Genomic DNA, 23,304 nt, shown 5'->3' with positions numbered 1-23,304 from the left:
AGAGAAATAAGGAGGATGCACCAATGAACGAACTGGCACTGAAGTACGGCTGCAACCCCAACCAGAAGCCCAGCCGCATTTATATGGAAGATGGCTCTGACCTGCCGGTCACTGTGCTGAACGGCAAGCCCGGCTACATCAATTTTCTGGACGCGCTCAACTCCATCCAGCTGGTCAAGGAGCTGAAAGCTGCCTGTGGTCTGCCCGCAGCAGCTTCCTTCAAGCACGTTTCCCCGGCAGGCGCAGCGCTGGGGCTGCCCCTGACCGATGTGGAACGCAAAATGTACCACATTGCCCCGGATATGGAGCTGTCGCCGCTGGCAAATGCCTATGCCCGTGCACGCGGTGCGGACCGCATGTCCTCCTTTGGCGACTGGATCGCCCTTTCGGACATCTGCGATGTGCCCACCGCAAAGCTGATCCAGCACGAGGTGTCCGACGGCATCATCGCCCCGGGCTACGAGCCAGAGGCACTGGCTATCCTGTCCGGCAAGAAGAAGGGCAACTACAATGTGGTCGCTATCGACCCGGCCTACCAGCCCGCTCCCATCGAGCACAAGCAGGTGTACGGCATCACCTTTGAGCAGGGCCGCAACGAGCTGGTCATCAACGCTGACACCATGCTGAACAACTGGGTCACCGAGAACAAGGACGTGACCGAAGAGCAGAAGCGTGATCTGGTCATTGCACTCATCACCCTGAAGTATACTCAGTCCAACAGCGTGTGCTACACTTACCACGGCCAGACCATCGGCGTGGGCGCAGGCCAGCAGAGCCGCATCCACTGCACCCGTCTGGCAGGCCAGAAGGCCGACAACTGGCAGCTGCGCCACATGGATAAGGTGCTCAACCTGCCCTTCCGCGACGATGTGGCAAAGCCCAACCGCGACAACGCCATTGATGTTTACATCGGCGATACGCCCGAGGATGTGATTGGCGACGATGTGTGGGCCGAGACCTTTACCGAGCAGCCCGCCCCGCTGACCGCTGAGGAAAAGAAGGAATATCTGAGCAAAGTGACCGGCGTGTGCCTTGGCTCGGATGCTTTCTTCCCCTTCGGCGACAACATCGAGCGTGCCCGCCGCTCCGGCGTGACCGCCATCGTGCAGCCCGGCGGCTCCATCCGCGACCAGCAGGTCATTGACACCTGCAACAAGTACGGCATCGCAATGGCCTTCTGCGGCCTGCGGCTGTTCCATCACTGATAGTACGGCACAGCGGAAGCTTCCTCCTCGGACACGAATCGGGCCATTCCATCGCCCGCCCTGCGGCCTGCGGCGGCAGGGTCCAACCCCAGCGGACGGTCCTCGGAGAAACTTCCGCCGTGCCGATGCATAGAGAAGGTGCAATTATGAAGAAAAAAATTCTGGTTGTCGGCGGTGGTGGCCGCGAGCACGCCATCATCAAGGCACTGAAAAAGAGCCCTGACTGCGGCGAGATCTGGTGCGCACCCGGCAACGGCGGCATCAGCTATGACGCAAAGTGCAAAAACATCAAGTCTACCGATGTGGACACCATGGTGGGCTTTGCCGTAGAAGAAAAGTTCGATTACGTTGTGGTGGCGCAGGACGACCCGCTGGCTCTGGGCATGGTGGATGCGCTGGCAGCAGTGGGCATCCCGGCCTTTGGCCCGGATAAGGCCGCTGCCCGCATCGAGGCCTCCAAGGTGTTCTCCAAGGACCTGATGAAGAAATACGGCATCCCCACCGCAAAGTACGAGACCTTTGACGACCCCGCCAAGGTCATGGAGTACATCAAGGCCGAGGGCAAGTACCCGGTGGTCATCAAGGCCGACGGTTTGGCACTGGGCAAGGGCGTGCTGATCTGCGAAAATGAGCAGCAGGCTGCGGACGGCGTGAAGGAGATCATGCTGGATAAGAAATTCGGCGCATCCGGCAACCATGTGGTGGTGGAGGAATTCCTCACCGGCCCCGAGGTCAGTGTGCTGAGCTTTACGGATGGCAAGGTGGTCAAGCCCATGGTGTCCAGCATGGACCACAAGCGTGCCAACGACCACGACACCGGCCTGAACACCGGCGGCATGGGCACCATTGCTCCCAACCCCTACTACACCCCGGAAGTGGCCGCTGAGTGCATGGAGAAAATTTTCCTGCCCACCATCAAGGCCATGAACGCCGAGGGCTGCCCCTTCAAGGGCTGCCTCTACTTCGGCCTGATGCTTACCCCGGACGGCCCGAAGGTCATCGAGTACAACTGCCGCTTTGGTGACCCCGAAACGCAGGTGGTGCTGCCCCTGCTGGAAGGCGACCTGCTGCACATCATGCAGGCCTGCACCAACGGCACGCTGGAAAACGAGAAGGTCAAGTTCTCGGACGGTGCTGCCGCCTGCGTCATTCTGGCTTCCGGCGGCTACCCGGTGGCTTACGAGAAGGGCAAGCCCATCACAGGCCTTGTGGACGGCCAGCTGCCCGGCGAGGAAAATGTGACGGTCTACCACTCCGGCACCGCCATCACCGAGGACGGCACCCTTGTCACGGCCGGCGGCCGTGTGCTGGGTGTCACCGCCACCGGCCCGCGGCTGACCAATGCGCTGAGCCATGCCTATGAGGCGGCAGAGAAGATCAGTTTTGAAAAGCTGCACAAGCGCAGCGATATCGGCCTGCGCGCCCTGAAGGCACTGGCAGAGAAGGAATAAATGGCTCGCCCTCTCAGGCCGCTTCGCGTCCAGCTCTCCCAAAGGGAGAGCCCTTGGCAAAACCATGAACTTTGCGTGGACTGCCAAGGCCTCCCACTTTGGGGGAGGTGGCAGCGCGTGAGCGCTGACGGAGAGGGCGAGGACGCTAGATAAATTTTAGAATCATAAGGGGGAACCTACCCAATGGTCTATCGTATTTATGTGGAAAAAAAGCCCGGCTTTGATGTGGAAGCCACCGGCCTGAAAAATGAGCTGACCAGCCTGCTGGGCATCCAGTCGCTTACCGGTCTGCGTCTGCTGAACCGCTACGATGTGGAAGGCATCGACGAAGAACTGTTCAACCAGTGTGCAAACACCGTGTTCAGTGAGCCGCCGGTGGATAACACCTATGCCGAGCTGCCCGCCAGCGACGGCGTGTCCTTTGCAGTGGAGTATCTGCCCGGCCAGTTCGACCAGCGCGCCGACTCCGCTGCTGAGTGCATCCAGCTCATCAGTCAGGGCGAGCGCCCGCTGGTGCGCTCTGCCCGCGTCTATCTGCTGGAAGGCACCCTGACCGACGAGCAGGTGGCCGAGATCAAGAAATACGTCATCAACCCGGTGGAGGCCCGCGAGGCTTCGCTGGACACCAAGCAGACCCTGAAAATGGAGTACCCCGTGCCCGCCCCGGTCAAGGTGCTGGAGGGCTTCAACCAGCTGGACGAAGAGCAGCTGAAAAAGTTCATTGCGGACAACGGCCTTGCCATGGATCTTGGCGATATCGAGTTCTGCCAGAAGTATTTCCGCTCTGAGCACCGCGACCCCACCATCACCGAGATCAAGATGATCGACACCTACTGGTCCGATCACTGCCGCCACACCACCTTCGGCACCATTCTGGACGATGTGCAGATCGACGATGCCGTGGTGCAGAAGGCCTTTGACCGCTACATGGCCATGCGCGCCGATCTGGGCCGCGAGAACAAGCCCCGCTGCATGATGGACCTTGCCACCATCGGTGCCAAGGAGCTGAAGAAGCAGGGCATCCTGAAAAATCTGGACGAGTCCGACGAGATCAACGCCTGCACCGTCAAGATCAAGTGCGATGTGAACGGTAAGGACGAGGACTGGCTGTTCCTGTTCAAGAACGAGACCCACAACCACCCCACCGAGATCGAGCCCTTCGGTGGTGCGGCTACCTGCATCGGCGGTGCCATCCGTGACCCGCTGTCCGGCCGCAGCTACGTCTATCAGGCCATGCGCGTTACCGGCGCAGGCGACCCGCTCAAGCCGGTCAGTGAGACGTTGCCCGGAAAGCTGCCCCAGCGCAAGCTGGTGACCACTGCTGCCGCAGGCTATTCCTCCTACGGCAACCAGATCGGTCTTGCTACCGGTCAGGTGGACGAGATCTATCATCCCGGCTATGTGGCAAAGCGCATGGAAATCGGTGCCGTTGTAGGCGCTACCCCCGCTTCCCACGTCCGCCGCGAGTGCCCCGCCCCCGGCGATGTCATCGTTCTGCTGGGCGGCCGCACCGGCCGTGATGGTGTGGGCGGTGCTACCGGTTCTTCCAAGGCCCACAAGCTGGACAGCCTTGAGCACTGCGGTGCCGAGGTGCAGAAGGGCAACGCTCCCATCGAGCGCAAGCTGCAGCGCCTGTTCCGCCGCGAGGATGCCTGCAGGATGATCAAGCGCTGCAACGACTTTGGTGCAGGCGGTGTGTCCGTTGCCATCGGTGAGCTGGCCGACGGCCTGTACATCGACCTGAACAAGGTCACCAAGAAGTACGAGGGTCTGGACGGCACCGAGCTGGCCATCAGCGAGAGCCAGGAGCGCATGGCTGTGGCGCTGGCCCCCGAGGACGTGGACAAGTTCATTGCCCTCGCCAACGAAGAGAACCTTGAGGCCACTCCTGTGGCAAAGGTGACGGCTGAGCCCCGCCTGAACATGGTGTGGAACGGCATGTCCATTGTGAACATCAGCCGCGAGTTCCTGAACTCCAACGGTGCCGAGAAGCACCAGAAGGTCCATGTGGAAAAGGCCACGGTCTGGCAGCCCCAGTGGGAGGGCCTGACCTTCAGCCAGAAGATGAAGAACATGGTGGGCGATTTGAACGTCTGCAGCAAGAAGGGCCTGTCTGAGCGGTTCGACTCCACCATTGGTGCCGCCACCGTGCTCATGCCCTTTGGCGGTGCCTATCAGCTGACCCCGCAGAACGCCATGGTGGCAAAGCTGCCGGTGGACGGCGAGACCAGCACCTGCTCCGGCATGGCATGGGGCTTCAACCCCTTCCTGATGAGCGCAGACCAGTACAAGGGCGCTCAGATGGCTGTCATCGAGAGCGTTACCAAGCTGGTGGCCTCCGGCTTCCGCTATGAGGATGCTTACCTCACCTTCCAGGAATATTTCGAGCGTCTGGGCACCGCCCCGGAGCGCTGGGGCAAGCCGCTGGCCGCTCTGCTGGGTGCACTGGATGCTCAGATGGGTCTGGGCATTGCATCCATCGGCGGCAAGGACAGTATGTCCGGCTCCTTTGAAAAGCTGGATGTGCCTCCCACGCTGGTCTCCTTTGCAACCGCCATCGGCAAGGCAAACAAGGTAGTCTCCACCGAATTCAAGAAGCCGGAGAGCACGGTGGTGCTGGTACGGCCCATCATCGACCCCGAGACCGGTTGCCCCAACTTCTTCTCCCTGAAGGCCAACTACAAGATCGTGGAGGACATGATCGAAGAGGGCATGGTGGCATCCGCCTGCTCTGTGGGCTACGGCGGCATTGCCGAGGCTCTGTTCAAGATGGGCCTTGGCAACCACATCGGCTTCAAGATGCGTGCGGATAAGACCACCCATGAGATGTTCCAGCCCATGTACGGCTCCATCGTTCTGGAAATGGTGTCCGATTCGCCCGCCGGTGAGATCCTGGGCGAGACCACCAAGGAATACGTCTTTGAAGCCTGCGGCGAAAAGCTGGACATGGCCCAGCTGCAGGAGATCTGGGAAGGCAAGCTGGAGCCGGTGTACCCCTACCGCAAGGCAGGCCCCACCGTGGAAAAGATCAACGGCAAGCTGACCGCACCCGCCGCACCCAAGATCGGTGTGGCAAAGCCAAAGGTCATCATTCCGGTGTTCCCGGGCACCAACTGCGAGTACGACACCGCCAAGGCCTTCGCCCGCGCCGGTGCCGACCCGGAGATCCTGGTCATCCGCAACCTGACCCCCGCCGACGTGGCCGAGAGCTGCAAGGCACTGGTCAAGGCCATCGATAACAGCCAGATCGTCATGCTGCCCGGCGGCTTCTCCGGCGGCGACGAGCCGGATGGCAGCGCAAAGTTTATTGCCTCCTTCTTCCGCAACCCGGAAGTCACCGAGGCAGTGCGCCGTCTGCTGCAGCAGCGCGACGGCCTGATGCTGGGCATCTGCAACGGCTTCCAGGCCCTCATCAAGCTGGGTCTGGTCCCCTACGGCGATATCCGCCCCATCACCGCTTACGATCCCACCCTGACCTTCAACACCATCGGCCGCCACCAGAGCATGCTGGTGCGCACCCGCATTGCATCCACCGGCAGCCCGTGGCTGTCCAAGTGCGAGGTGGGCGAACAGTTCACCGTTGCCATCAGCCATGGCGAGGGCCGTTTCGTGGCTCCGCAGGAGGTGCTGGACACCCTCATGAAGAATGGTCAGATCGCCACCCAGTATGTGGACATCGAGGGCAATCCCACCATGGATCAGAGCTATAACCCCAACGGCTCTGTGCTGGCGATCGAAGGCATCACCAGCCCGGATGGTCGTGTGTTCGGCAAGATGGGCCACTCGGAGCGCAGCGGCGAGTACCTGTACAAGAACGTTACCGGTGACAAATATCAGCCGATCTTTGAGGGCGGCGTGGACTATTTCAAGATTTGATGGTAGAATAGAGAAAAACTCCTTCCGTCATCGCTGATGCGATGCCACCCCCCTCGGAGAGGGAGGCTGAAAGGCCCCCTCCCCGAGGGGGCTGTCGCCGGAAGGCGACTGGGGGAGTCACTTTCAGGAGGAAACAATCAATGTCTCAGCATGATCGTTATATCAGCCCCTTTTCCACCCGCTATTCCTCGGACGAGATGCAGTATATCTTCTCGGACGATAACAAATTCCGCACATGGCGCCGCCTGTGGGTGGCGCTGGCCCGGGCCGAAATGGAGCAGGGCCTGACCAACATCACCCCCGATATGGTGGCTGAGCTGGAAGCCCATGTGGACGATATCAACTATGAAGTGGCCATCGAGCGCGAAAAGCTGGTGCGCCACGACGTGATGAGCCATGTGTACGCCTACGGCCAGCAGTGCCCCAAGGCTGCCGGCATCATCCATCTGGGTGCCACCAGCTGCTATGTGGGCGACAACACCGACATCATCGTGATGCGTCAGGGTCTGGAACTGGTGCGCAAAAAGCTGATCGGTGTGTTGGCAAAGCTGGGCCGCTTCGCCGAGGAATACAAGGACATGCCCTGCATGGCCTACACTCACTGCCAGCCCGCTCAGCCCACCACCGTGGGCAAGCGCGCCACCCTGTGGGCCAACGAGCTGGTGATGGACCTGCAGGAGATCGACCACCGTCTTGCTGTTCTGCAGCTGCGCGGTGTCAAGGGTACCACCGGCACGCAGGCTTCCTTTATGGAGCTGTTCAAGGGCGATGCCGATAAGATCCGCGCCGTGGATGCTTCCATCGCCAAGGAGATGGGCTTTGACCCCAAGGCCGTCATTCCGGTGTCCGGCCAGACCTACAGCCGCAAGGTGGATGCCTTCATCCTGAACGCCCTTGCCGGCATTGGCCAGAGCTGCATGAAGTTTGCCACCGACCTGCGTCTGCTGGCTAACTTCAAGGAGATGGAAGAGCCGTTTGAAAAGAACCAGATCGGTTCCTCCGCCATGCCTTACAAGCGCAACCCCATGCGCTGCGAGCGTATCTGCGCGCTGAGCCGCTACCTGATGGTAGATGTGCTGAACCCCAGCTTCACCACCGGCACCCAGTGGTTTGAGCGCACGCTGGACGACAGCGCCAACAAGCGTGTCGCCATGGCTGAGGGCTTCCTTGCCACCGACGCTATCCTGAACATCATGCTCAACGTCACCGACGGCATCGTGGTGTATCCCAAGGTGGTGCGCAGCCGTCTGATGGCAGAGCTGCCCTTCATGGCCAGCGAGAACATCATGATGCAGGCTGTGGAAAAGGGCGGCAACCGTCAGGAGCTGCACGAGCGTCTGCGCCAGCACGCCATCGCCGCCGGCAAGCAGGTCAAGGAAGAGGGCCTGCCCAACGACATGGTGGACCGCATTGCTGCCGACCCCGCCTTTGGCCTGACCCGCGAGGAGATCGTGGCGGGCCTTGTGCCGGAGAACTTTGTGGGCCGTGCACCGCAGCAGGTGGAGGAGTTCATCGCCAATGTGCTCAAGCCCATCTTCGATGCCAACCCCGATGCCGTGGAGCAGCACGCATCTTTGAGTGTTTGATTTTAAATGCTCTCCGCTTACGCTCTGAGCGTAAACAGCGGAAGTTACAGTTTGTTTTGCAAGAAGGAGAAGCCTGCGGGCTTCTCCTTCTTGCTTTTTCACGAAAAGGACCGGAAAGAAAAACTCCTTCAGCTGAACTTCGTGCGTCAGCCGTTCCCCTTTTTGTTACCTTTCGGTGACATCTTCCCCCGACCGGGGGAAGTCTTTCTCAAAGAGGGAGCCTCTGACGAAGAGGAAGAGTTTACCGTACGGCCAAAGCCTCCCTAATAAAGGAAGGTGGCATTGCGCAGCGATGACGGAAGGAGTTCTCTTGCGCAAATCATTTTATCATGTTACACTAAAACTCCAAACCTATGTAAAAGGAGAACCGCGTATGCGATTGGATAAATACTTAGCCGAGACGGCCCAGTGCACCCGCAGCGAAGCTAAGGCGCTGCTTTCCAAAGGGCGGGTGCAGGTGAACGGTGCTGTCTGCAAAAAGGGAGACACCCAGCTCAGGGAAACCGATACGGTGGCCGTGGACGGCAAAGCCCTGAATTACCAGCAGTTTGTGTACCTGATGCTCAACAAGCCCGAGGGCGTGGTGAGCGCTTCCACCGACAAGCGCGACACCACCGTGGTCGATCTGGTGGGGGACGCCTACCCGCGGCGGCAGCTGTTCCCGGCGGGAAGGCTGGACAAGACCAGCACCGGCTTTGTGCTGCTGACCGATGACGGCACCTTTGCCCACGACATCCTTGCTCCAAAGCGCCACGTCTCCAAGACCTACACCGTGGTGTTGGACACGCCGCTGACCGAGCAGATGCGCACCGGCTTTGCGGCGGGCGTGACCCTTGCCGACGGCACAGCACTTTCGCCTGCGGAGGTGACGGCCCTTTCGGCCGACGGCCTGACCGTGCGGGTGGTGCTCAAGCAGGGCGTCTATCACCAGATCAAGCGGATGTTCGGCGTGTACGGCGCAGGTGTGAACGGCCTGCACCGGGATGCCATCGGCGGCCTTGCACTCGACCCGGCCCTTGCACCGGGCCAGTGGCGGGAGCTTTCTGCCGAAGAAGTGTCAAAAATTTCCAGCTGACAGGGTCGGCTTTTCACCCGAATTTCAAAAAAGCAACACATTTTTCCGGTAGAATAGGGGGCAGAACCACGCAAAAAGGCACTTTTTTGGTTCAGAATGGCCCCTGAAGATAATATTCACAAGAAAAAACTATCTTTTTTGTTGAAATATGTTGCAAAAGTAAATTCTTTTGTGTAAAATATAAAATGTAATGCAGCTAAATTGTTAAAAATCACGACCGGCTGCCGCTGCGGTTTGCACAAACGAGGAAAAGGGGTATCCATTATGGCCAATAGAGTATTTCAAAGCGTGATCTACCAGATGAAAGACGCGATCAACCGGGTGGTCGGCGTGGTGGATGAGACCGGCGCTGTTATTTCCTGCTCGGAACTGAACCTGATCGGCGAGGTGCGCGAGGGTTTCATGGCGGAGCGTCTGACCGCAGGCGACCGCTTTGTGCGCGATGGCTACACCTATCAGCAGTTCTCCAGCGCCAAGCATAACGATTATGCAGTATTCGTGGAAGGCGTGGACGAGACGGCTGGTCAGTTTGCCGCTATGCTGTCCATCAGCCTGCAGAGCATCAAGCAGTACCACGACGAAAAGTTTGATAAGTCCAACTTTATCAAGAATGTGGTGCTGGATAACATCCTGCCCGGCGATATCTATGCCAAGGCCCGTGAGCTGCACTTTGCCACCGATGTTTCCCGCGTGGTGTTCATCGTGCGTGTTACCAGCGGCGGCGATATCTCCGCCTACGATGTGGTCAGCAGCCTGTTCCCCGACAAGCAGAAGGACTTTGTGTTCAATATCAGCGAGACGGATACCGTGCTGGTCAAGGAGATCCGCAAGGGCATCGACCGCACCGATATGGAAAAGCTGGCTGCCAGCATTGTGGATACCCTGTCCGGCGAGCATTACATCAAGGCTGTGGTGGGCATCGGCACCCCCATCTCCAACGTGAAGGATCTGGCTACCTCCTTTAAGGAAGCACAGATCGCCATGGAAGTGAGCAAGGTGTTCGACACCGAAAAGCAGATCATCCGCTACGATAATCTGGGCATTGCACGCCTGATCTATCAGCTGCCCACCACCGTGTGCGAGATGTTCCTGCGCGAGGTGTTCAAGCAGGGCAGCATCGAAAGCCTGGATCAGGAGACCCTGTTCACCATCCAGCGCTTCTTCGAGAATAACCTGAATGTGTCTGAAACCAGCCGCGGCCTGTTTGTGCACCGCAACACGCTGGTGTATCGTCTGGAAAAGATCAAAAAGCTGACTGGCCTGGATCTGCGTGAGTTCGACGATGCTATCGTCTTTAAGGTAGCACTGATGGTCAAGAAGTACCTGTCCAACAATCCGGCCAAATACTAATAAGCTGCAGGCTCTGCCTGCAGTGCAGAACCGGCCGCTCGAAACCGATGCTGGCCGGTTCTTTTTGCTGTGAAAACAGATTTTAATGTCAGGAGCTAATATTACCCTATGATCGATTTAGAACACGTTTCCAAGGAATATAAACGGGGCGGACCGCTGGCACTGGACGATATCAACCTCCATGTGGACGACGGCGAGTTCGTGTTCCTGCTGGGCCATTCCGGCGCAGGCAAATCCACCCTGCTCAAGCTGCTGCTGCGCGAAGAGCTGCCCAGTGAGGGCAAGGTGACCGTTCTGGGCAAGGATGTTGCCAGCCTGCACCGCCATCAGGTGCCGTATCTGCGCCGTCAGATGGGCATTATCTTTCAGGATTTCCGGCTGATCCCCACCATGACTGTGTACGAAAACATCGCCTTTGCCATGCATGTGACCAACGTCAAGAGCCGGGAGATCAGCGACCGTGTGGAGTACATGCTGGAGCTGGTGCATCTGGAGGATAAGGCCAAGGCCTATCCGGACACCCTTTCCGGCGGTGAACAGCAGCGCGTGGCTGTGGCCCGCGCCCTTGCCCACGGCCCCAAGCTGGTCATTGCGGACGAGCCCACCGGCAACATCGACCCGGAATTGAGCCTGGAAATGATGGAGCTGCTGGAGCGGGTGAGCGAAACGGGCATCACCGTGGTGGTCGTTACCCATGAGCACGAGCTGGTGCGCCAGTTCCACCAGCGCGTCGTCACCCTGAAAAAGGGCCGCATCATTTCGGATGTGCCTGCCGACAAGGAAGCCATCCGCGCACGCGCAGAGCGCAAAGAACGCCTGTTCGAGACCGAGCTGGAACCTGCTGACACCGCAGAAAAGGAGGTGGCCACCGTATGATGAGACCTTCTACCTTCTTTTTTCTGATCCGGCGCGGCATCCGCAATCTGGGCAAGCACTGGGCCATGACCTTTGTGTGCATCCTGTCCCTCAGTGTCTGTATGACCCTGAACACCTTTGCAAGCCTTGCCGAGGTGAACGTGGACAGCATGGTGAACTATCTGGGCAGCCAGAACGAGACCGTGGTCTATCTGGACCCGGAGTGTGATGATGCCACTGCGCAGGCCGTGGGCGAAAAGCTGGCGGCAATGCCCGGCGTGACCAATGTGCAGTTCGTCTCCAAGCAGGACGTGCTGAACACTTACCGCAATTACATGGAAGATTACTCCTCCCTGTGGGATGAGTTTGAAAATGACAACCCCTTCAAGGCCAACTACCGCGTTTCCATCGCGGATCTGAGCCAGATGGAGAGCATGAGCAAGCAGATGCAGGCCATTCAGGGCGTGTACAGCGTTACCGCCCCGGTGGAAATGACCAACGTCTTTGTGCAGGTGCAGCGCTCTGTTACCAAAGTGGGCCGCGGTATCGTGCTGGTGCTGATGGTCGTCAGCATCATCACGGTGGGCAGCACCATCCGCCTGAGCGTGTTTGCGCGCCGCCGCGAAATTGAGATCATGAAGTACGTGGGTGCCACCAACGGTCTGGTCACTCTGCCCTTCGTTGTGGAAGGTCTGGCCATGGGCTTGATCTCCGGCGTGCTCACTGCAGCGATCAGTCTGGGCGGCTACTCCTACATGGTGCAGGCCTCCGACGGTCTGGGCGGCGTGTGGGAAATGATCATGGGTCAGGCACTGGTGCCGGTGAGCGCCGTCTGGTCCACTATCATCCCGTACAGCCTCATCGGCGGTGCCGTTGTGGGTGGTCTGGGCAGTATGTTCTCCATCCGCAAGCACCTGAACGTGTGATCGAAAGGAGCCGCACATGAAAAAAGCACTTCATGCAAAGCCCTTCCGGCTGCAGATGCCCGGCCATACGCCGCGCCATGCACGGCCGGAGCCTGCCCGCAGCAAGCTGCTGCGCGGCGTGAGTCTGTGCCTGGCGGCGGTATGCCTTGCGGCAAGCGTCAGCTTCCAGCCGGCCACGGCAGCCACCAGCATGGCCAGCCTGCAGAACAAGCTGAACAGCCTTTCCAAATCCATCGACCAGCACAAGAAGGAGCTTTCGGACGCAAAGAAAAAGGAAGCTGCTGCAAAAGCGCTGGAAAGTGAGCTAAAGGAGCGCGTGGGCGTCATTCAGTCTCAGATCAGCGTGCTGAGCACCCAGATCGCTGCTGTGCAGAACAACATTGGCCAGACCGAGCAGAAGATCACCGCCAAGGAAGGCGAAATCACCCAGAAGCAGGCCGAGATCGACAGCCAGTGGGGCGATTTTAAAAAGCACATGGCTGCCATGCAGGAGCTGCGCGACGGCGGCAGCGTGGCCATGCTGAGCGCAGTGAATGACCTGTATGAGCTGCTCACCTTCAACGAGGTCATGCAGGATATCTCCATCAAAGATACCGAGATCATGGACAATATGAAGGCCGCCAAGAGCGCTCTGGAAGCAGATAAGGTGGAGCTGGAAGCCCAGCGCAAGGAGCTGACGAGCCAGAAGGCGGAGCTGGATACCCAGAACTACCAGATGAAGGCAAAGCAGAGCGAGCTGAACAGCAGCATTTCTGCGGCGCAGCTTTCTGCACAGGATGCCCAGAAGGCCCAGCAGACGGCACAGGCCGCTATTGAATCGGACGAGCTGAACTATGAGGCCGTCAAGAAAGAGATCCAGAAGCTGATCGCGGCGGCTGCATCCAGTAAGCCGCAGCTGAGCTTTACCGGCTTTGCCTGCCCGCTGAAGAGCTATACCCGCATTTCCAGCGAGTACGGCTGGCGCAAGAACCCGGTGTCCGGCGTGAACAGACTGCATGCCGGCATTGATCTGGCTGCGCCGGGCGGTACCCCCATCTACGCAGCCGCAAGCGGCTATGTGCAGGTGGCGGGCTGGTCCAGCGGCGGCTATGGCAACTATGTCATCATCTACCACGGCAGCATGTCGGACGGCAACGCCTACAGCACCCTGTACGGCCACATGAGGTCGGTCGCCACCAGCGCAGGCAAGTATGTCAAGCAGGGCGAGTTGATCGGCTACGTTGGCTCTACCGGCAACTCTACCGGCAACCACCTGCATCTGGAGGTCTGGAAGGGCGGCAAAAAGGCCAATGCGGTCAATCCGCGCGGTTATATCCCGTTCCCGCACAACTGAGTGTGTTTATAAGGAGTCTGGTATTCTATGAACGAACAAAAACACAAGCGCTGGCTGCGTATCGGCTGCCTTGTTCTGGCAGGCGTGTTTGCACTCTCGCTGCTGAGCAGTGTGATCATGATGCTGCTGTATTAACAGGGAGGGGCAAGCATGAACCGTAAAATCTCTGTGGGCATGGCTGTCACCATTGTGATCCTTGCCATGACCGTGACCTTTTCCATTACCATGCTCATTGCCATGCGTCTGTTTGACAGCACGGTGAGCAGCGTGAAGGAAAAGGAGAGCATGTACAACAAAGTGGCCGAGGTGGACCGCTATGTGCGCAGCAACGACTACTACACCATTGATGAAACGGTGCTGTACGACCGCCTGACCGCAGGCTACCTGCTGGGCACCGGCGACAAGTACGCCCGTTACTACACCGCCAACGCCTACACCGAGCTGATGAACCAGCAGAGCGGCAAGGTGATGGGCATTGGCGTGGAGCTTGGCATGGACCAGACCGGCTATGCCAGAGTGACCAGGGTGTATGAGGACTCGCCTGCGCAGGAAGCCGGTATCGTGGTGGGCGATTACATCACTGCTATTGACGGCACCGATGTGAAGAGCCTTTCCGGGGTGGATGCCGTGCAGTCCCGCCTGCAGGGCGAAGCCGGCACCATCGTCAATGTTACATGGCTCGACAGCAAGGCTGCTTCCCGGACGACGGACCTGACCCACTCCGGCTACACCAGCACCACCGTGGACTACCAGATGCTGGACAGCGTGGGTTACATCAAGATCCGCCAGTTCGACGGCAGCACGCCCAGCGAGCTGGACTATGCCATCCGGTCTCTCACTACCAGCGGTGCCCAGAGCCTTGTGTTCGACCTGCGCGATAACGGCGGCGGCGTGTTGGATGATGCCATCAGTTGCATCGACCTGATCGCCCCGGAAGGCACTGTGGCCTATGCCGAGGATAAGAACGGAAACCGCACCATCATTGGCAGCAGCGACGATGAGAGCAAGGTGGAGCTGCCCATCGTCTGTCTGGTCAACGGCAACACCGCCAGCGCAGCAGAGCTGTTTGCTGCCAGCCTGCGCACTATGAACGGCGCACGTCTGGTGGGCACCACCACCATGGGCAAGGGAACCATCCAGAGCAGCCCGCAGCGCCTTTCGGATGGCAGCGCCGTGAGTATCACGGTGGCAAAGCTCATCTGCGGCGACGGCTCCTGCTTTGATGGCACCGGCCTGAGCGTGGATGTGGAGCGTGCCCTCAGTGCCGAAGAGACCACGAATTTCTACGATTATACCCCCGAGGATGACCCGCAGATCCAGCGTGCGGTCAGCGCAGCACAGCAGCTGAGCGGTACCACGACTCTGGGCGGTGTCAACGAAGCAGCTTCTTCGGCTGCTGCTTCCGAAGAAGCCGACAGCGCTGCCACTGAGCCGGAGAACGCTTCCTCTGAGGAAACGGCTTCCTCCACCGAAGCAGAAGCCGGCGGCGAAGCAGCATCCAGCGCAGAATAAAGGGTAAAACCGGCAGAAATGCTGCATGGGCTTCTTCTTGTAAAAAGGAACCCGGTTTATTGCGGTGCTGTTTGCCGTACGCATGTTCCTTTCTTGAAACGGCTTTTGATCGCGCCCGTAGGGCGCGGTGATGCTGCCTGCCGTACCGACTCCTTACGTGAAAAGGCGTTTTGGAGCGCCCCGCAGCGCTCCCGTTTACCGTACCGACCCCTTCTCGTGAAAATGCAACCCAGCCAGACCCGCAGGTCTGGCTGGGTTGCCATATTATAATAATATTTCCGCTGAATATGCCCAAAGCGACGCGGAGGGCATTCAAATCGTACTATGAAAAAGGATGGAATCTATGCCCGAACTGACCGACCTCTCGGTGATCCGCGCCCTGTGCGAAAAATACGATTTTGCACTCTCCAAGGGTTTTGGACAGAACTTTATCATCAACCCGGGTCTGCCGCCCAAGATCGTGGATGCCAGCGGCGTGGATAAGCGCTATGGTGTCATTGAGATCGGCCCCGGCATCGGTGTGCTGACTCGGGAACTGGCAAAGCGCGCCGCCAAGGTGGTGTCCATTGAAGTGGACGAACGCCTGCCGCCGCTGCTGGCCGAAACGATGGCCGGAGTGGACAATTTTAAACTGGTATTACAGGATGTGCTGAAAGTTGACCTGAAGGCTCTTATTGCGGAAGAGTTCCCCGGTATGCCGGTGGCTGTGTGCGCCAACCTGCCCTACTACATCACCAGTCCCATTGTCATGAAGCTGCTGGGCGACCGCCTGCCCATTGAAAGCCTGACCGTCATGGTACAGAAGGAAGCTGCCGACCGTCTGGCTGCTGCGCCCGGCACTCGTGCATCCAGCGCCATCAGCTGCGCGGTGAGCTACTATGCCACCTCCAAAATGATGTTCACCGCTGCGCCCGGCAGTTTTTACCCGGCCCCCAAGGTGACCAGTGCCGTGGTGCGCATGGAGATCCGTCCGCAGCCCGCTGTGCAGGTGGAGGACGAAGAAGGCTATTTTGCGCTGGTGCGTGCCGCCTTCGGACAGCGCCGCAAAACGGCTGCAAACGCCATTGCCAGCGGCCTGGGAATGCCCAAGGACGCGGTGACAGCCGCCATTGAAGCCGCCGGTTTTGATGCCCGCATCCGCCCGGAAGCCCTCACACTGGAGGATTTTGCAAAGATCCAGCAGGCCCTTGCCCGCTGAAGCAGCCCGCTGCTCAAAAAAGAATACAACAGACTTTGAACCCCACAGGAGCCGTCCGCGGTTCCTGTGGGGTTTTTATGATAATAGAATCGAATGGTTCGATTTTATTATCGATGTATTGCGTTGAAAATTACGGGTATCAAAATGTGATACAACAGAAAAGAATGCTAAAAGCAGACGAAAGCATGAACTGATGGCAATGGCACCTCATTTGTTAAACGGTATAGTATACTGTTTGGGGAATGGGTTGTTTTTTGCGCGCCAAGAAGATATTGACAAGCCGCGCGTTTTTTGGTATTCTATCAAAAGACCGCTTGGTCCATGCTGGTGTGGCGCAATGGCAGCGCAACTGATTTGTAATCAGTGGGTTGCAGGTTCAACTCCTGTCACCAGCTCCAAAAAGCCGCTCAGGAACGTTGATTTCTGGGCGGCTTTTGCTTTTGTACTTTTGCTTTCGGCACAAAAATCCAAAAATTCCGCAAAAGATGTTGACAAACTATCATCCGGGTGGTAATATATACAGGCAATCCATGGACTGCAAAACTGAATATGGGCGTGTTCCCGAGTGGCCAATGGGGACAGACTGTAAATCTGCTGCTTTCAGCTTCGGTGGTTCGAATCCACCCGCGCCCACCAAACAAGAAAAATCCGAACCTATTTCCGATTGGAGAAGGGTTCGGATTTTTCGTTTTCTTCGGGTACAACAACGAAGGTTCCTGTGGACGGCGCAAAACTCCGATACCTTGTCATAGACCGTAAGCCAATAACAAGATTTGGAGGGTATGATTATGAAGTACGATGAAAGAGCCTGCAAGTTTAATATGGACACTGGCTGCGTGGAACTGCTGCTCCGGGATGGGAGAATGATCTCCATTGACTGCACTAGGGTCGAGGATGCACTGGACGTGACCATGGCGCAGAGGTCAGAACTGGATTATCTCATCTACAATGACCCGCTGGGCTACGCAGATTTGATTCTGAATGGTGACCCGGAGGAATATTTGAAGAATACAACTGGGAGCCATGGGTTAGAAGATTAAGGGCAAAAAAATAAGAGGTGTGCCCAGCTGGACACACCTCGGTGAGATACATCTATATAAGGCAGGGCGTTCCCTTTTCTGGGAGCGTCCTGCTGTTTTTATGCGGCTACAGGCAAGGCTTGTAGAGCTTCCTGCTCTTTCAGCCATTCCTCATATTCACGCTGGCCTTCCTCACTGTTGAAAAACTCAACCATGGAGGGATAAAAGCAATGCGCAAGGGTCTTGATTGCTTCATCCGGGTAGCCGGATTTGTTTGACTTCTTCTTTTTGTTCAAATAGTATCCTCCGAAACTCAAAGTTCCATATCTTGCCCACGCTTGCGGTTTCGCTGCGGCGCATTCACAGTACGCTCCTGCTTGGGGGCAAGAATTTTTTCCAGAAAGCCGCGCACCAGTTCGGGCGCACGGTGGAGAGCATCCAGATAGGGTTTCACGTCGTACCACAGGTCGTGGTACTTGTTGCTCCAACGAACGGCTTCTTTCTTGGCGGTGGAAAGTTCTTCTTTCAGGCGGCGGTTCTCCACGTCCATCATATAGCCGTGGTCGGCTTGCTTTTTCAGCTTGGAAAATTCTTCTTCGGTCAGCGAGTAGTTGCCGAGGAAGGTGCGCTTGCCGATATAATCCAGATCACGCGCATGAATGAGGGCTTCTTTCGTGAGCGTGGCCTTTTTCTGAACAGCGGCAAGTTCTTTCTCCTTTTGGGAGAGGGCCTGACTGGTTTTAGCAAGCGATTGTGCCTGCTGGTCGGCTTGGGCGGTCAGGCTGTCCAGCCGTTCCTGCTCCCGTTGAACTTTGAACTGGGTGACGGTCAGGTGTTCTTCGGTGCTGCCACGTTCGCCGCGCTCTATATCGGTGTACCCGGCAGCGCGCATAAAATTGAAGAAGTTGTCCTGCAAGATGCTGTACGACTTCTTCAGGACTGGCTTGCCGTTCTTTTGCAGGACGGGCTCTCCAGCATCGTCCATCAGGGGCTTGGATGCCCACTTCTTGCTTCGGCTGACCTGCATGACGGTCTCCTTGACGGTGCCGACCAGTGCCTTGTCCTTGCAGCGTTTCGACCAGAGGATCTGCTTTTCCACCACAGGCACATAGACCACATGGAGATGGTAGTGGTAGACCTCCCGGCCTAATGCTTCGGTCATGGCGCGGTTGATCTCATCGGCGTGCATGACTGCCGAGAGGATATACTGCTCACCGCCCACGATTTGAACGGCAGCTTGGTAGGCATCCTCATAGAACTGCTTGGCGAACTCGTAGCCGCCGTGGTTGTCAAAGTAGGCCGAGTTGACATCAAAGACAAGCTCGCAGTAATGGGTGGCATCCGGCTTCAAGCCGCGCGTTGAAATCGTGCCAGCGGTTTCCAGTTGGGAGAACAGGTCGGTGTAGCTGGCGGTTGGCTTTTTGAAGTGGATGTTCCATGCAGTGCGCTGGGGGATGATGTCGGGGTTCCGGTAGCTGTCCTTTTCGCGCTCGTTGTGCTGCTGAGTGTTGCCAACGGCCTTGTCCGAAACGGCGAGATTTCGAACACTGGTGCGGTCAATGCCATCATTTCTTGCCAAAGGGCATCCCTCCTTTCAAGGTTCATCGAGAGGTGACGGGGAACGAAGATGCACTTCTGCGGAAGTGTAATAACCCACTATGACACTTTCATCCCTGCGGTCTGCAAAGTGTAGTGGGCTCTCCGAGGGGGAACGAGGGAAAACGTCTCCTGCGGGAGAGCTAATCGAGTTCACGTTTGCGAAGCAATGAAAGCCCCAGTGGGGCTTTTAAGCGACCGAACGGTCTTGCGCCAGCAAGATGGAGGGGCCTCGCCCCGACAAGTTCGCACAATGCGAACTTGATTGCTCCGTACGCATCTGAAAAAATTGCGTACGGACTTCAAATAACCTGTACGGTTCGTACGACGTACAGAAATCCGAAATATAAACGATAATGCGCTTCAATTTGCTTCAATTCGCCGTACAGGTGCGTACAAGTACAGACCGTACAGGTTGCACGAACTTCTTCCGTGAAAAAATGCACTTTTTACGGACAGGGGTGGACAAGCGGTTCGATGCCTACAAAGCCCCGCACCCTGCGGCCACCGGGCAGGTAGATGTTGTTGGTGGCTTCAAGGTTGTAACGGCGGTCGTTCTGTCGCAGTTCTGCGCTGAAACGAATCGCCGATACGCTGTGGCAGGCGTTGTCCTCGCACCACTGCTTATAAATGTCGTAGAACTCCTTGGAGCTGATGGAGTAGTCCGCCTTGAAGCGGAAGTAGCCCTCGGACTCCATGAAGTCGATGACATTGTTGCTGCTGCGCTTGATGGTGTCCACGTTGGCAGCAGCTTTGGGGCTGACCGTGAAGCGGAAATCGTTCTGCACCAGCCGGTGCAGCCCTTCCAGACACCACAGCAGGATGCCCTCCAACTCGGCGCACATCTTCTCCACAAGGAAAGGGTCATCCGTGCGGTCGGCAGGCTTGTCTTTGGTGGTCAGGATGAGCTGACGGCGGAAGAAGCCATCCGAATGGTCATACAGCGAGGTCAACGCGCCGTTGCCGAAACAGAGAAACCGGGCGTAGATGTCCCGCTGGTAGCTCTGGACACCTTTGCGCTCCAAGTCCAGCTTGGCTTCGGCGGTCACAATGGTCTTAATATAATTCGTTTTAGGCAGGGCGTTCATATCCATATCATCGTCGATCATCAGCAGGCGGCGTTCCAGATCGGCGCGGGCAAAACGGTTGTTCTCCACTTTCTGGACGCTGCCGTTGCTGGCGGCATCTCCCATGAGCCGCTTGAGCACCAGCCCGATGCGGGACTTGCCCTCGCCGCCCTTGCCGACAATAAGCATCATCTTCTGCCCCTTGGTGCTGGGAATCAGGCAGTAGCCCAGATACTCCTGCAAGGTGGGAATGTCAGCATCGTCCAGCAGTTCGTGCAGGAAGGTCAGCCAGCGTTCCGGGCTGGGGGCCTTGGGGTCGTACTTCACCGGTAGGCGGTTCTGGCAGAACAGGCGGCTCTCCTGAAAAGAGCCGTCCGGCAGATGGTACACGCCGTTCTGGAGGTGGATGCAGTCCTGTTCGATGGGAAAGGGGTCGGAAAAGGCCAGCAGCTTGATGGTCTCCAGAATGTTGGTGACCTTTTTGGACAGGCCGGAGGTGACATATTCCTCGATGTTCTCCAAGATGCGCTGCTTGATCTCACTTTCGTCCTCCACCGGGCCGTCCAGCGTGTACAGCGTTCCGTTGACGCATTTCAGCGGCCACTGCTCCAGAAAGGCACGACCAAACTGGACTTCATCGATCTTCTTACCGTTGTACCAGTCCGGCCATAAGGGGTTGCTGGAAATGTTTTTCTTCATAGGGTGGTTCTCCTTTAGAAAAGTGAAGTGGCGGGTCTCACGGTGAGACCCACCACTTCGGGTGAATAAACTATTAGGCGCACTTTGCCAGAGCAAGGCGGTCGGTGCGCTCCTCCAGCATCAGCAGGTACGACCCGGACAGCAGCTGTGCGGCGGCAGCGGCCTTCTGCTGGGGCGTCCCAAATGCAACGCAGTCCGTCAGGTGCTCGACGGTCTCGGTCATGTGGAGGGCTTCCACGAACCGCTCGTCCAGCGATTCTTCCGGGCTAGTAGGCTTGTAACACTCTCGCCAGTCGTGCTGCAGGTCGAGATAATCGGTCAGCACCCGCAGACAGTAGGCGATGTCTGCCCACTGCTCGTCCGTCAGGCCACGCTTGGGCGGCGGCAGGGCGATGGCATTGGCGAGCGGCTTATCCGGGTCAAGCCAGAGCTTGTCGGGGCGAGGCCCCTCCATCTTGCTGACGCAAGACCGCTCTGTCACTTGCAGTCCCCACTGGGGACTGCATTGCTTCGCAAACGCGAAGTCATTTATCAGCTTCTCGGCGGCTTGCCGGGGGTTCAGGTCAAACAGCTTGGCGGTGAGGTCGATGGCATCTCCATTGGCCCCGCAAGCGAAACAGTAATAGTAGGATTCGTTCAGCATCATACTGGGGTGGTTGTCGGAATGGAACGGACAGCACACCATGCCATGGCGGTCGGGCTCCATGCCGTACATCTCTCCCACCTGCCGAACGGTGATGGCGGACTTGACAGTTTGATACAGGCTCAAGGGCATTCCTCCTTTGTTTCGTGCGTTGCACCAGAGTACCCCAAAGTGGGAACTCTGGTGTTTTTTGCCTTGTGCCTGAATATACGGAAAATTTTGGAGGAAAGGCAAAAAAGCGGCAAAACTGCAACGGAAAAAGAAAAAAGCCCTTACTGGTTGCAGAGTTGCAACAGCAAGGGCAGAGAGGAAACCGTATATTGAACAAAACGGCAGAGCGTATTATAATGAGAAAAAACGCCAAAAGGAGGGCCGACCACGTGGCACAGGAATATCTGCCCGCACCATCCAACGTCCGTCTTGCGGACTTGATGAAAGAGCACAACATCAGCCAACCGGAGCTTGCCAAGGAGCTCGGCTGCTCCAAAAGCACCATCAGCCGCTTCATAAGCGGTGCAAAAGGGACGCTGACCCATGAGCAGGTGCTGAAGATCGCAAGGCTGTTCAACGTATCTACGGATTTCCTGCTGGGAGAAACCAACATCCCCGACCGCAAGAACTACGACATTGCCGAGTTAGGCTTGTCCGTAGAAGCTGCAAAGAACCTCTACACAGGACGTGTCAATACAGAGGTGGTCAACCTGCTGCTGGAAAACGCTCGCTTCGCAGAGCTTACTTACCGCATATCGCAGTATTTTGATGATACCTTTGCTTCCGGCATCGCAGCACAGAACGCCATGCTCACGACATTGAGCACCCTGCTGCGCACAAAGGTCAAGACCCCGGAAGCAGCCAAAGCCGCAAAGGACATCAGCCTTCGGAGAAAGCCGGTGTATCAAGGCGATCTTGATGACATTGAAATGTACTTCATGGCGGCGGTCAAGGAAATCAAAAAGGGGATCGGGAGCCATTACGCCGAACAGGAAGCCATGAGCAAGAAAGTGGCAGAGAAGATGTTCACCGAATTGACCAAAGGGCAGGATGTGCAGCACCCAACGATTACGGCAGAGCAGTTGACAGATGCAATGTTGGACAGTGTTTCGGGCATGGAAGGAGCCACGCCGGAAGCACTGGAACAGCTGCGGAACGGTCTGCTGGGAATCTTGCAGTCTGCCGCAGAGCAGGAAAACGCCCATGAAGCAGACGAATGAACGGCTTTGTGCGCTGGCACAGAAAGGCGATGCTGCCGCGCTGGACAGCCTGATCGACAACAACAAGTCCTTTATTGGCAAGGTGGCGAATGACCTTTTTCGCAGCATGAATTTGGCACAGGCTGGCCTGAACCTTGATACGGACGATTTGAAACAGGCGGGCAATCTGGGCTTATGGAAAGCTGTGCCGAAGTTCGATGCAGCGCGCGGCATGAAGTTCCTGACCTATGCGGCTCCTGCCATCCGCAACGCCATGATGGACATGGTGCGGGATGCCTTTGCCGCTTTTGAGCAGCGGATGGTAACGGAGGACAAGGACGGTATCTGCTACCAGCGCGTTTCGCTGGACGATGTTCTGCCGGGAGAGGAACAACTGCGGCGCATCGAAGCCATAGCCGACCCTTATGCCATGCAGCCGCAGAGCATTATGGAAGAGCAGGAATCGCGCCGGGAACTGTACGATGCTCTGAAACGGCTGAGCCAGCGGGAGCAGACCTATCTTCTGTACCGCTATGGCTTCACCGATGGCGAGGAACATCCGCTGATCGGCACGGCGATATACTTTCACCTGACAAAAGGCCGCGCTAAAAAGACCGAAGAGCAGGCCATGGATAACCTGTGGTTGGAACTGCCGTGGTGGTTTATCTGAATTGGCAGAGAGGAATTGTGTCAAGTTGACATAATTCCTCCCGATAAGAGGGA

The 23,304-nt window shown here is 57.5% G+C and carries 18 protein-coding genes and 2 tRNA genes; 16 read left to right on the top strand and 4 right to left on the bottom strand.

The genetic code is table 11. The features are described 5' to 3' along the window. Positions 1–23 precede the first annotated feature (23 nt). The 14 genes from ACGHP1_RS10715 to ACGHP1_RS10650 all read left to right on the top strand — a co-directional run bounded on the left by ACGHP1_RS10715 (position 24) and on the right by ACGHP1_RS10650 (position 17,407). Complete coding sequence (locus tag ACGHP1_RS10715; protein WP_390509400.1) at positions 24–1,205, top strand: phosphoribosylaminoimidazolecarboxamide formyltransferase; 1,182 nt, start codon at positions 24–26, stop codon at positions 1,203–1,205. Between the two features lie 146 nt (positions 1,206–1,351). Continuing rightward, complete coding sequence (gene purD, locus ACGHP1_RS10710; RefSeq protein ID WP_390509399.1) at positions 1,352–2,656, top strand: phosphoribosylamine--glycine ligase; 1,305 nt, start codon at positions 1,352–1,354, stop codon at positions 2,654–2,656. A 183-nt stretch (positions 2,657–2,839) separates the two neighbouring features. Continuing rightward, positions 2,840–6,532 carry a phosphoribosylformylglycinamidine synthase gene (locus ACGHP1_RS10705; RefSeq protein WP_390509398.1) on the top strand — a complete coding sequence of 1,231 codons (3,693 nt, stop codon included), beginning with the start codon at positions 2,840–2,842 and terminating at the stop codon, positions 6,530–6,532. Between the two features lie 140 nt (positions 6,533–6,672). Then, positions 6,673–8,118 carry an adenylosuccinate lyase gene (gene purB, locus ACGHP1_RS10700; protein WP_044954035.1) on the top strand — a complete coding sequence of 482 codons (1,446 nt, stop codon included), beginning with the start codon at positions 6,673–6,675 and terminating at the stop codon, positions 8,116–8,118. Between the two features lie 373 nt (positions 8,119–8,491). Next, positions 8,492–9,193: a pseudouridine synthase gene (locus ACGHP1_RS10695; protein ID WP_223389173.1), complete on the top strand. Its 702-nt coding sequence runs from the start codon at positions 8,492–8,494 to the stop codon at positions 9,191–9,193. Positions 9,194–9,457: 264 nt separating this feature from the next. Continuing rightward, positions 9,458–10,543: a CdaR family transcriptional regulator gene (locus ACGHP1_RS10690; RefSeq protein WP_005944450.1), complete on the top strand. Its 1,086-nt coding sequence runs from the start codon at positions 9,458–9,460 to the stop codon at positions 10,541–10,543. Positions 10,544–10,651: 108 nt separating this feature from the next. Beyond that, positions 10,652–11,419: a cell division ATP-binding protein FtsE gene (gene ftsE / locus ACGHP1_RS10685; protein WP_005944449.1), complete on the top strand. Its 768-nt coding sequence runs from the start codon at positions 10,652–10,654 to the stop codon at positions 11,417–11,419. Then, entirely contained in the window at positions 11,416–12,324 is a 909-nt protein-coding gene (locus ACGHP1_RS10680) for an ABC transporter permease (RefSeq protein ID WP_120020906.1), read from the top strand. Before ftsE ends, ACGHP1_RS10680 begins: the two co-directional genes overlap by 4 nt. Positions 12,325–12,340: 16 nt before the next feature. After that, positions 12,341–13,657, top strand: a complete 1,317-nt coding sequence (locus ACGHP1_RS10675; protein WP_118526384.1) for a murein hydrolase activator EnvC — start codon at positions 12,341–12,343, stop codon at positions 13,655–13,657. 150 nt (positions 13,658–13,807) lie between these two features. Beyond that, a complete protein-coding gene (locus tag ACGHP1_RS10670; RefSeq protein WP_120081165.1) occupies positions 13,808–15,169 on the top strand; it encodes a S41 family peptidase in 1,362 nt (453 codons plus the stop codon). Positions 15,170–15,512: 343 nt separating this feature from the next. Beyond that, positions 15,513–16,367: a 16S rRNA (adenine(1518)-N(6)/adenine(1519)-N(6))-dimethyltransferase RsmA gene (gene rsmA, locus ACGHP1_RS10665; RefSeq protein WP_044954033.1), complete on the top strand. Its 855-nt coding sequence runs from the start codon at positions 15,513–15,515 to the stop codon at positions 16,365–16,367. A gap of 323 nt (positions 16,368–16,690) precedes the next feature. After that, positions 16,691–16,765, top strand: a tRNA-Thr gene (locus tag ACGHP1_RS10660). A 153-nt stretch (positions 16,766–16,918) separates the two neighbouring features. Next, positions 16,919–17,003 (top strand) — tRNA-Tyr (locus tag ACGHP1_RS10655). Positions 17,004–17,155: 152 nt separating this feature from the next. Then, on the top strand, positions 17,156–17,407 hold the full coding sequence (locus ACGHP1_RS10650) for a DUF6061 family protein (protein ID WP_390509397.1): 252 nt from the start codon (positions 17,156–17,158) through the stop codon (positions 17,405–17,407). Between the two features lie 98 nt (positions 17,408–17,505). Here ACGHP1_RS10650 and ACGHP1_RS10645 read toward each other — a convergent pair whose 3' ends face one another. From ACGHP1_RS10645 to ACGHP1_RS10630, 4 genes are all read right to left on the bottom strand, one after another. After that, positions 17,506–17,682: a hypothetical protein gene (locus ACGHP1_RS10645; protein ID WP_242960375.1), complete on the bottom strand. Its 177-nt coding sequence runs from the start codon at positions 17,680–17,682 to the stop codon at positions 17,506–17,508. Positions 17,683–17,699: 17 nt separating this feature from the next. Continuing rightward, positions 17,700–18,965 (bottom strand): plasmid recombination protein, encoded by a 1,266-nt coding sequence (locus ACGHP1_RS10640; protein ID WP_390509395.1) that lies wholly within the window; start codon positions 18,963–18,965, stop codon positions 17,700–17,702. Between the two features lie 466 nt (positions 18,966–19,431). Beyond that, the gene (locus ACGHP1_RS10635) at positions 19,432–20,748 is read right to left on the bottom strand and encodes a phage/plasmid primase, P4 family (protein ID WP_390509393.1); all 1,317 of its coding nucleotides are present in this window, start codon (positions 20,746–20,748) and stop codon (positions 19,432–19,434) included. A 73-nt stretch (positions 20,749–20,821) separates the two neighbouring features. Further along, the gene (locus tag ACGHP1_RS10630; RefSeq protein WP_223389225.1) at positions 20,822–21,523 is read right to left on the bottom strand and encodes a CHC2 zinc finger domain-containing protein; all 702 of its coding nucleotides are present in this window, start codon (positions 21,521–21,523) and stop codon (positions 20,822–20,824) included. Positions 21,524–21,771: 248 nt separating this feature from the next. Here ACGHP1_RS10630 and ACGHP1_RS10625 point away from each other — a divergent pair, with 248 nt between their 5' ends. Together ACGHP1_RS10625 and ACGHP1_RS10620 are read left to right on the top strand one after the other, a co-directional pair. Then, the gene (locus ACGHP1_RS10625) at positions 21,772–22,602 is read left to right on the top strand and encodes a helix-turn-helix domain-containing protein (RefSeq protein ID WP_223389228.1); all 831 of its coding nucleotides are present in this window, start codon (positions 21,772–21,774) and stop codon (positions 22,600–22,602) included. Beyond that, positions 22,586–23,251 (top strand): sigma-70 family RNA polymerase sigma factor, encoded by a 666-nt coding sequence (locus tag ACGHP1_RS10620; protein ID WP_117506300.1) that lies wholly within the window; start codon positions 22,586–22,588, stop codon positions 23,249–23,251. Before ACGHP1_RS10625 ends, ACGHP1_RS10620 begins: the two co-directional genes overlap by 17 nt. Positions 23,252–23,304: the final 53 nt, after the last annotated feature.

Source organism: Faecalibacterium sp. i21-0019-B1, assembly GCF_042852915.1.
GTDB classification, from domain to species: domain Bacteria; phylum Bacillota; class Clostridia; order Oscillospirales; family Ruminococcaceae; genus Faecalibacterium; species Faecalibacterium taiwanense.
This window is presented reverse-complemented; position numbering and strand designations above follow the sequence as displayed.

Coding starts and splice junctions, on each gene's coding strand:
- rsmA (WP_044954033.1), top strand. CDS start 15,513: ATGCCCGAACTGACCGACCTCTCGGTGATCCGCGCCCTGTGCGAAAAA.
- ACGHP1_RS10675 (WP_118526384.1), top strand. CDS start 12,341: ATGAAAAAAGCACTTCATGCAAAGCCCTTCCGGCTGCAGATGCCCGGC.
- ACGHP1_RS10670 (WP_120081165.1), top strand. CDS start 13,808: ATGAACCGTAAAATCTCTGTGGGCATGGCTGTCACCATTGTGATCCTT.
- ACGHP1_RS10690 (WP_005944450.1), top strand. CDS start 9,458: ATGGCCAATAGAGTATTTCAAAGCGTGATCTACCAGATGAAAGACGCG.
- ACGHP1_RS10630 (WP_223389225.1), bottom strand. CDS start 21,523: ATGCCCTTGAGCCTGTATCAAACTGTCAAGTCCGCCATCACCGTTCGG.
- ACGHP1_RS10680 (WP_120020906.1), top strand. CDS start 11,416: ATGATGAGACCTTCTACCTTCTTTTTTCTGATCCGGCGCGGCATCCGC.
- ACGHP1_RS10635 (WP_390509393.1), bottom strand. CDS start 20,748: ATGAAGAAAAACATTTCCAGCAACCCCTTATGGCCGGACTGGTACAAC.
- purD (WP_390509399.1), top strand. CDS start 1,352: ATGAAGAAAAAAATTCTGGTTGTCGGCGGTGGTGGCCGCGAGCACGCC.
- ACGHP1_RS10695 (WP_223389173.1), top strand. CDS start 8,492: ATGCGATTGGATAAATACTTAGCCGAGACGGCCCAGTGCACCCGCAGC.
- purB (WP_044954035.1), top strand. CDS start 6,673: ATGTCTCAGCATGATCGTTATATCAGCCCCTTTTCCACCCGCTATTCC.
- ACGHP1_RS10715 (WP_390509400.1), top strand. CDS start 24: ATGAACGAACTGGCACTGAAGTACGGCTGCAACCCCAACCAGAAGCCC.
- ACGHP1_RS10620 (WP_117506300.1), top strand. CDS start 22,586: ATGAAGCAGACGAATGAACGGCTTTGTGCGCTGGCACAGAAAGGCGAT.
- ACGHP1_RS10705 (WP_390509398.1), top strand. CDS start 2,840: ATGGTCTATCGTATTTATGTGGAAAAAAAGCCCGGCTTTGATGTGGAA.
- ACGHP1_RS10650 (WP_390509397.1), top strand. CDS start 17,156: ATGAAGTACGATGAAAGAGCCTGCAAGTTTAATATGGACACTGGCTGC.
- ftsE (WP_005944449.1), top strand. CDS start 10,652: ATGATCGATTTAGAACACGTTTCCAAGGAATATAAACGGGGCGGACCG.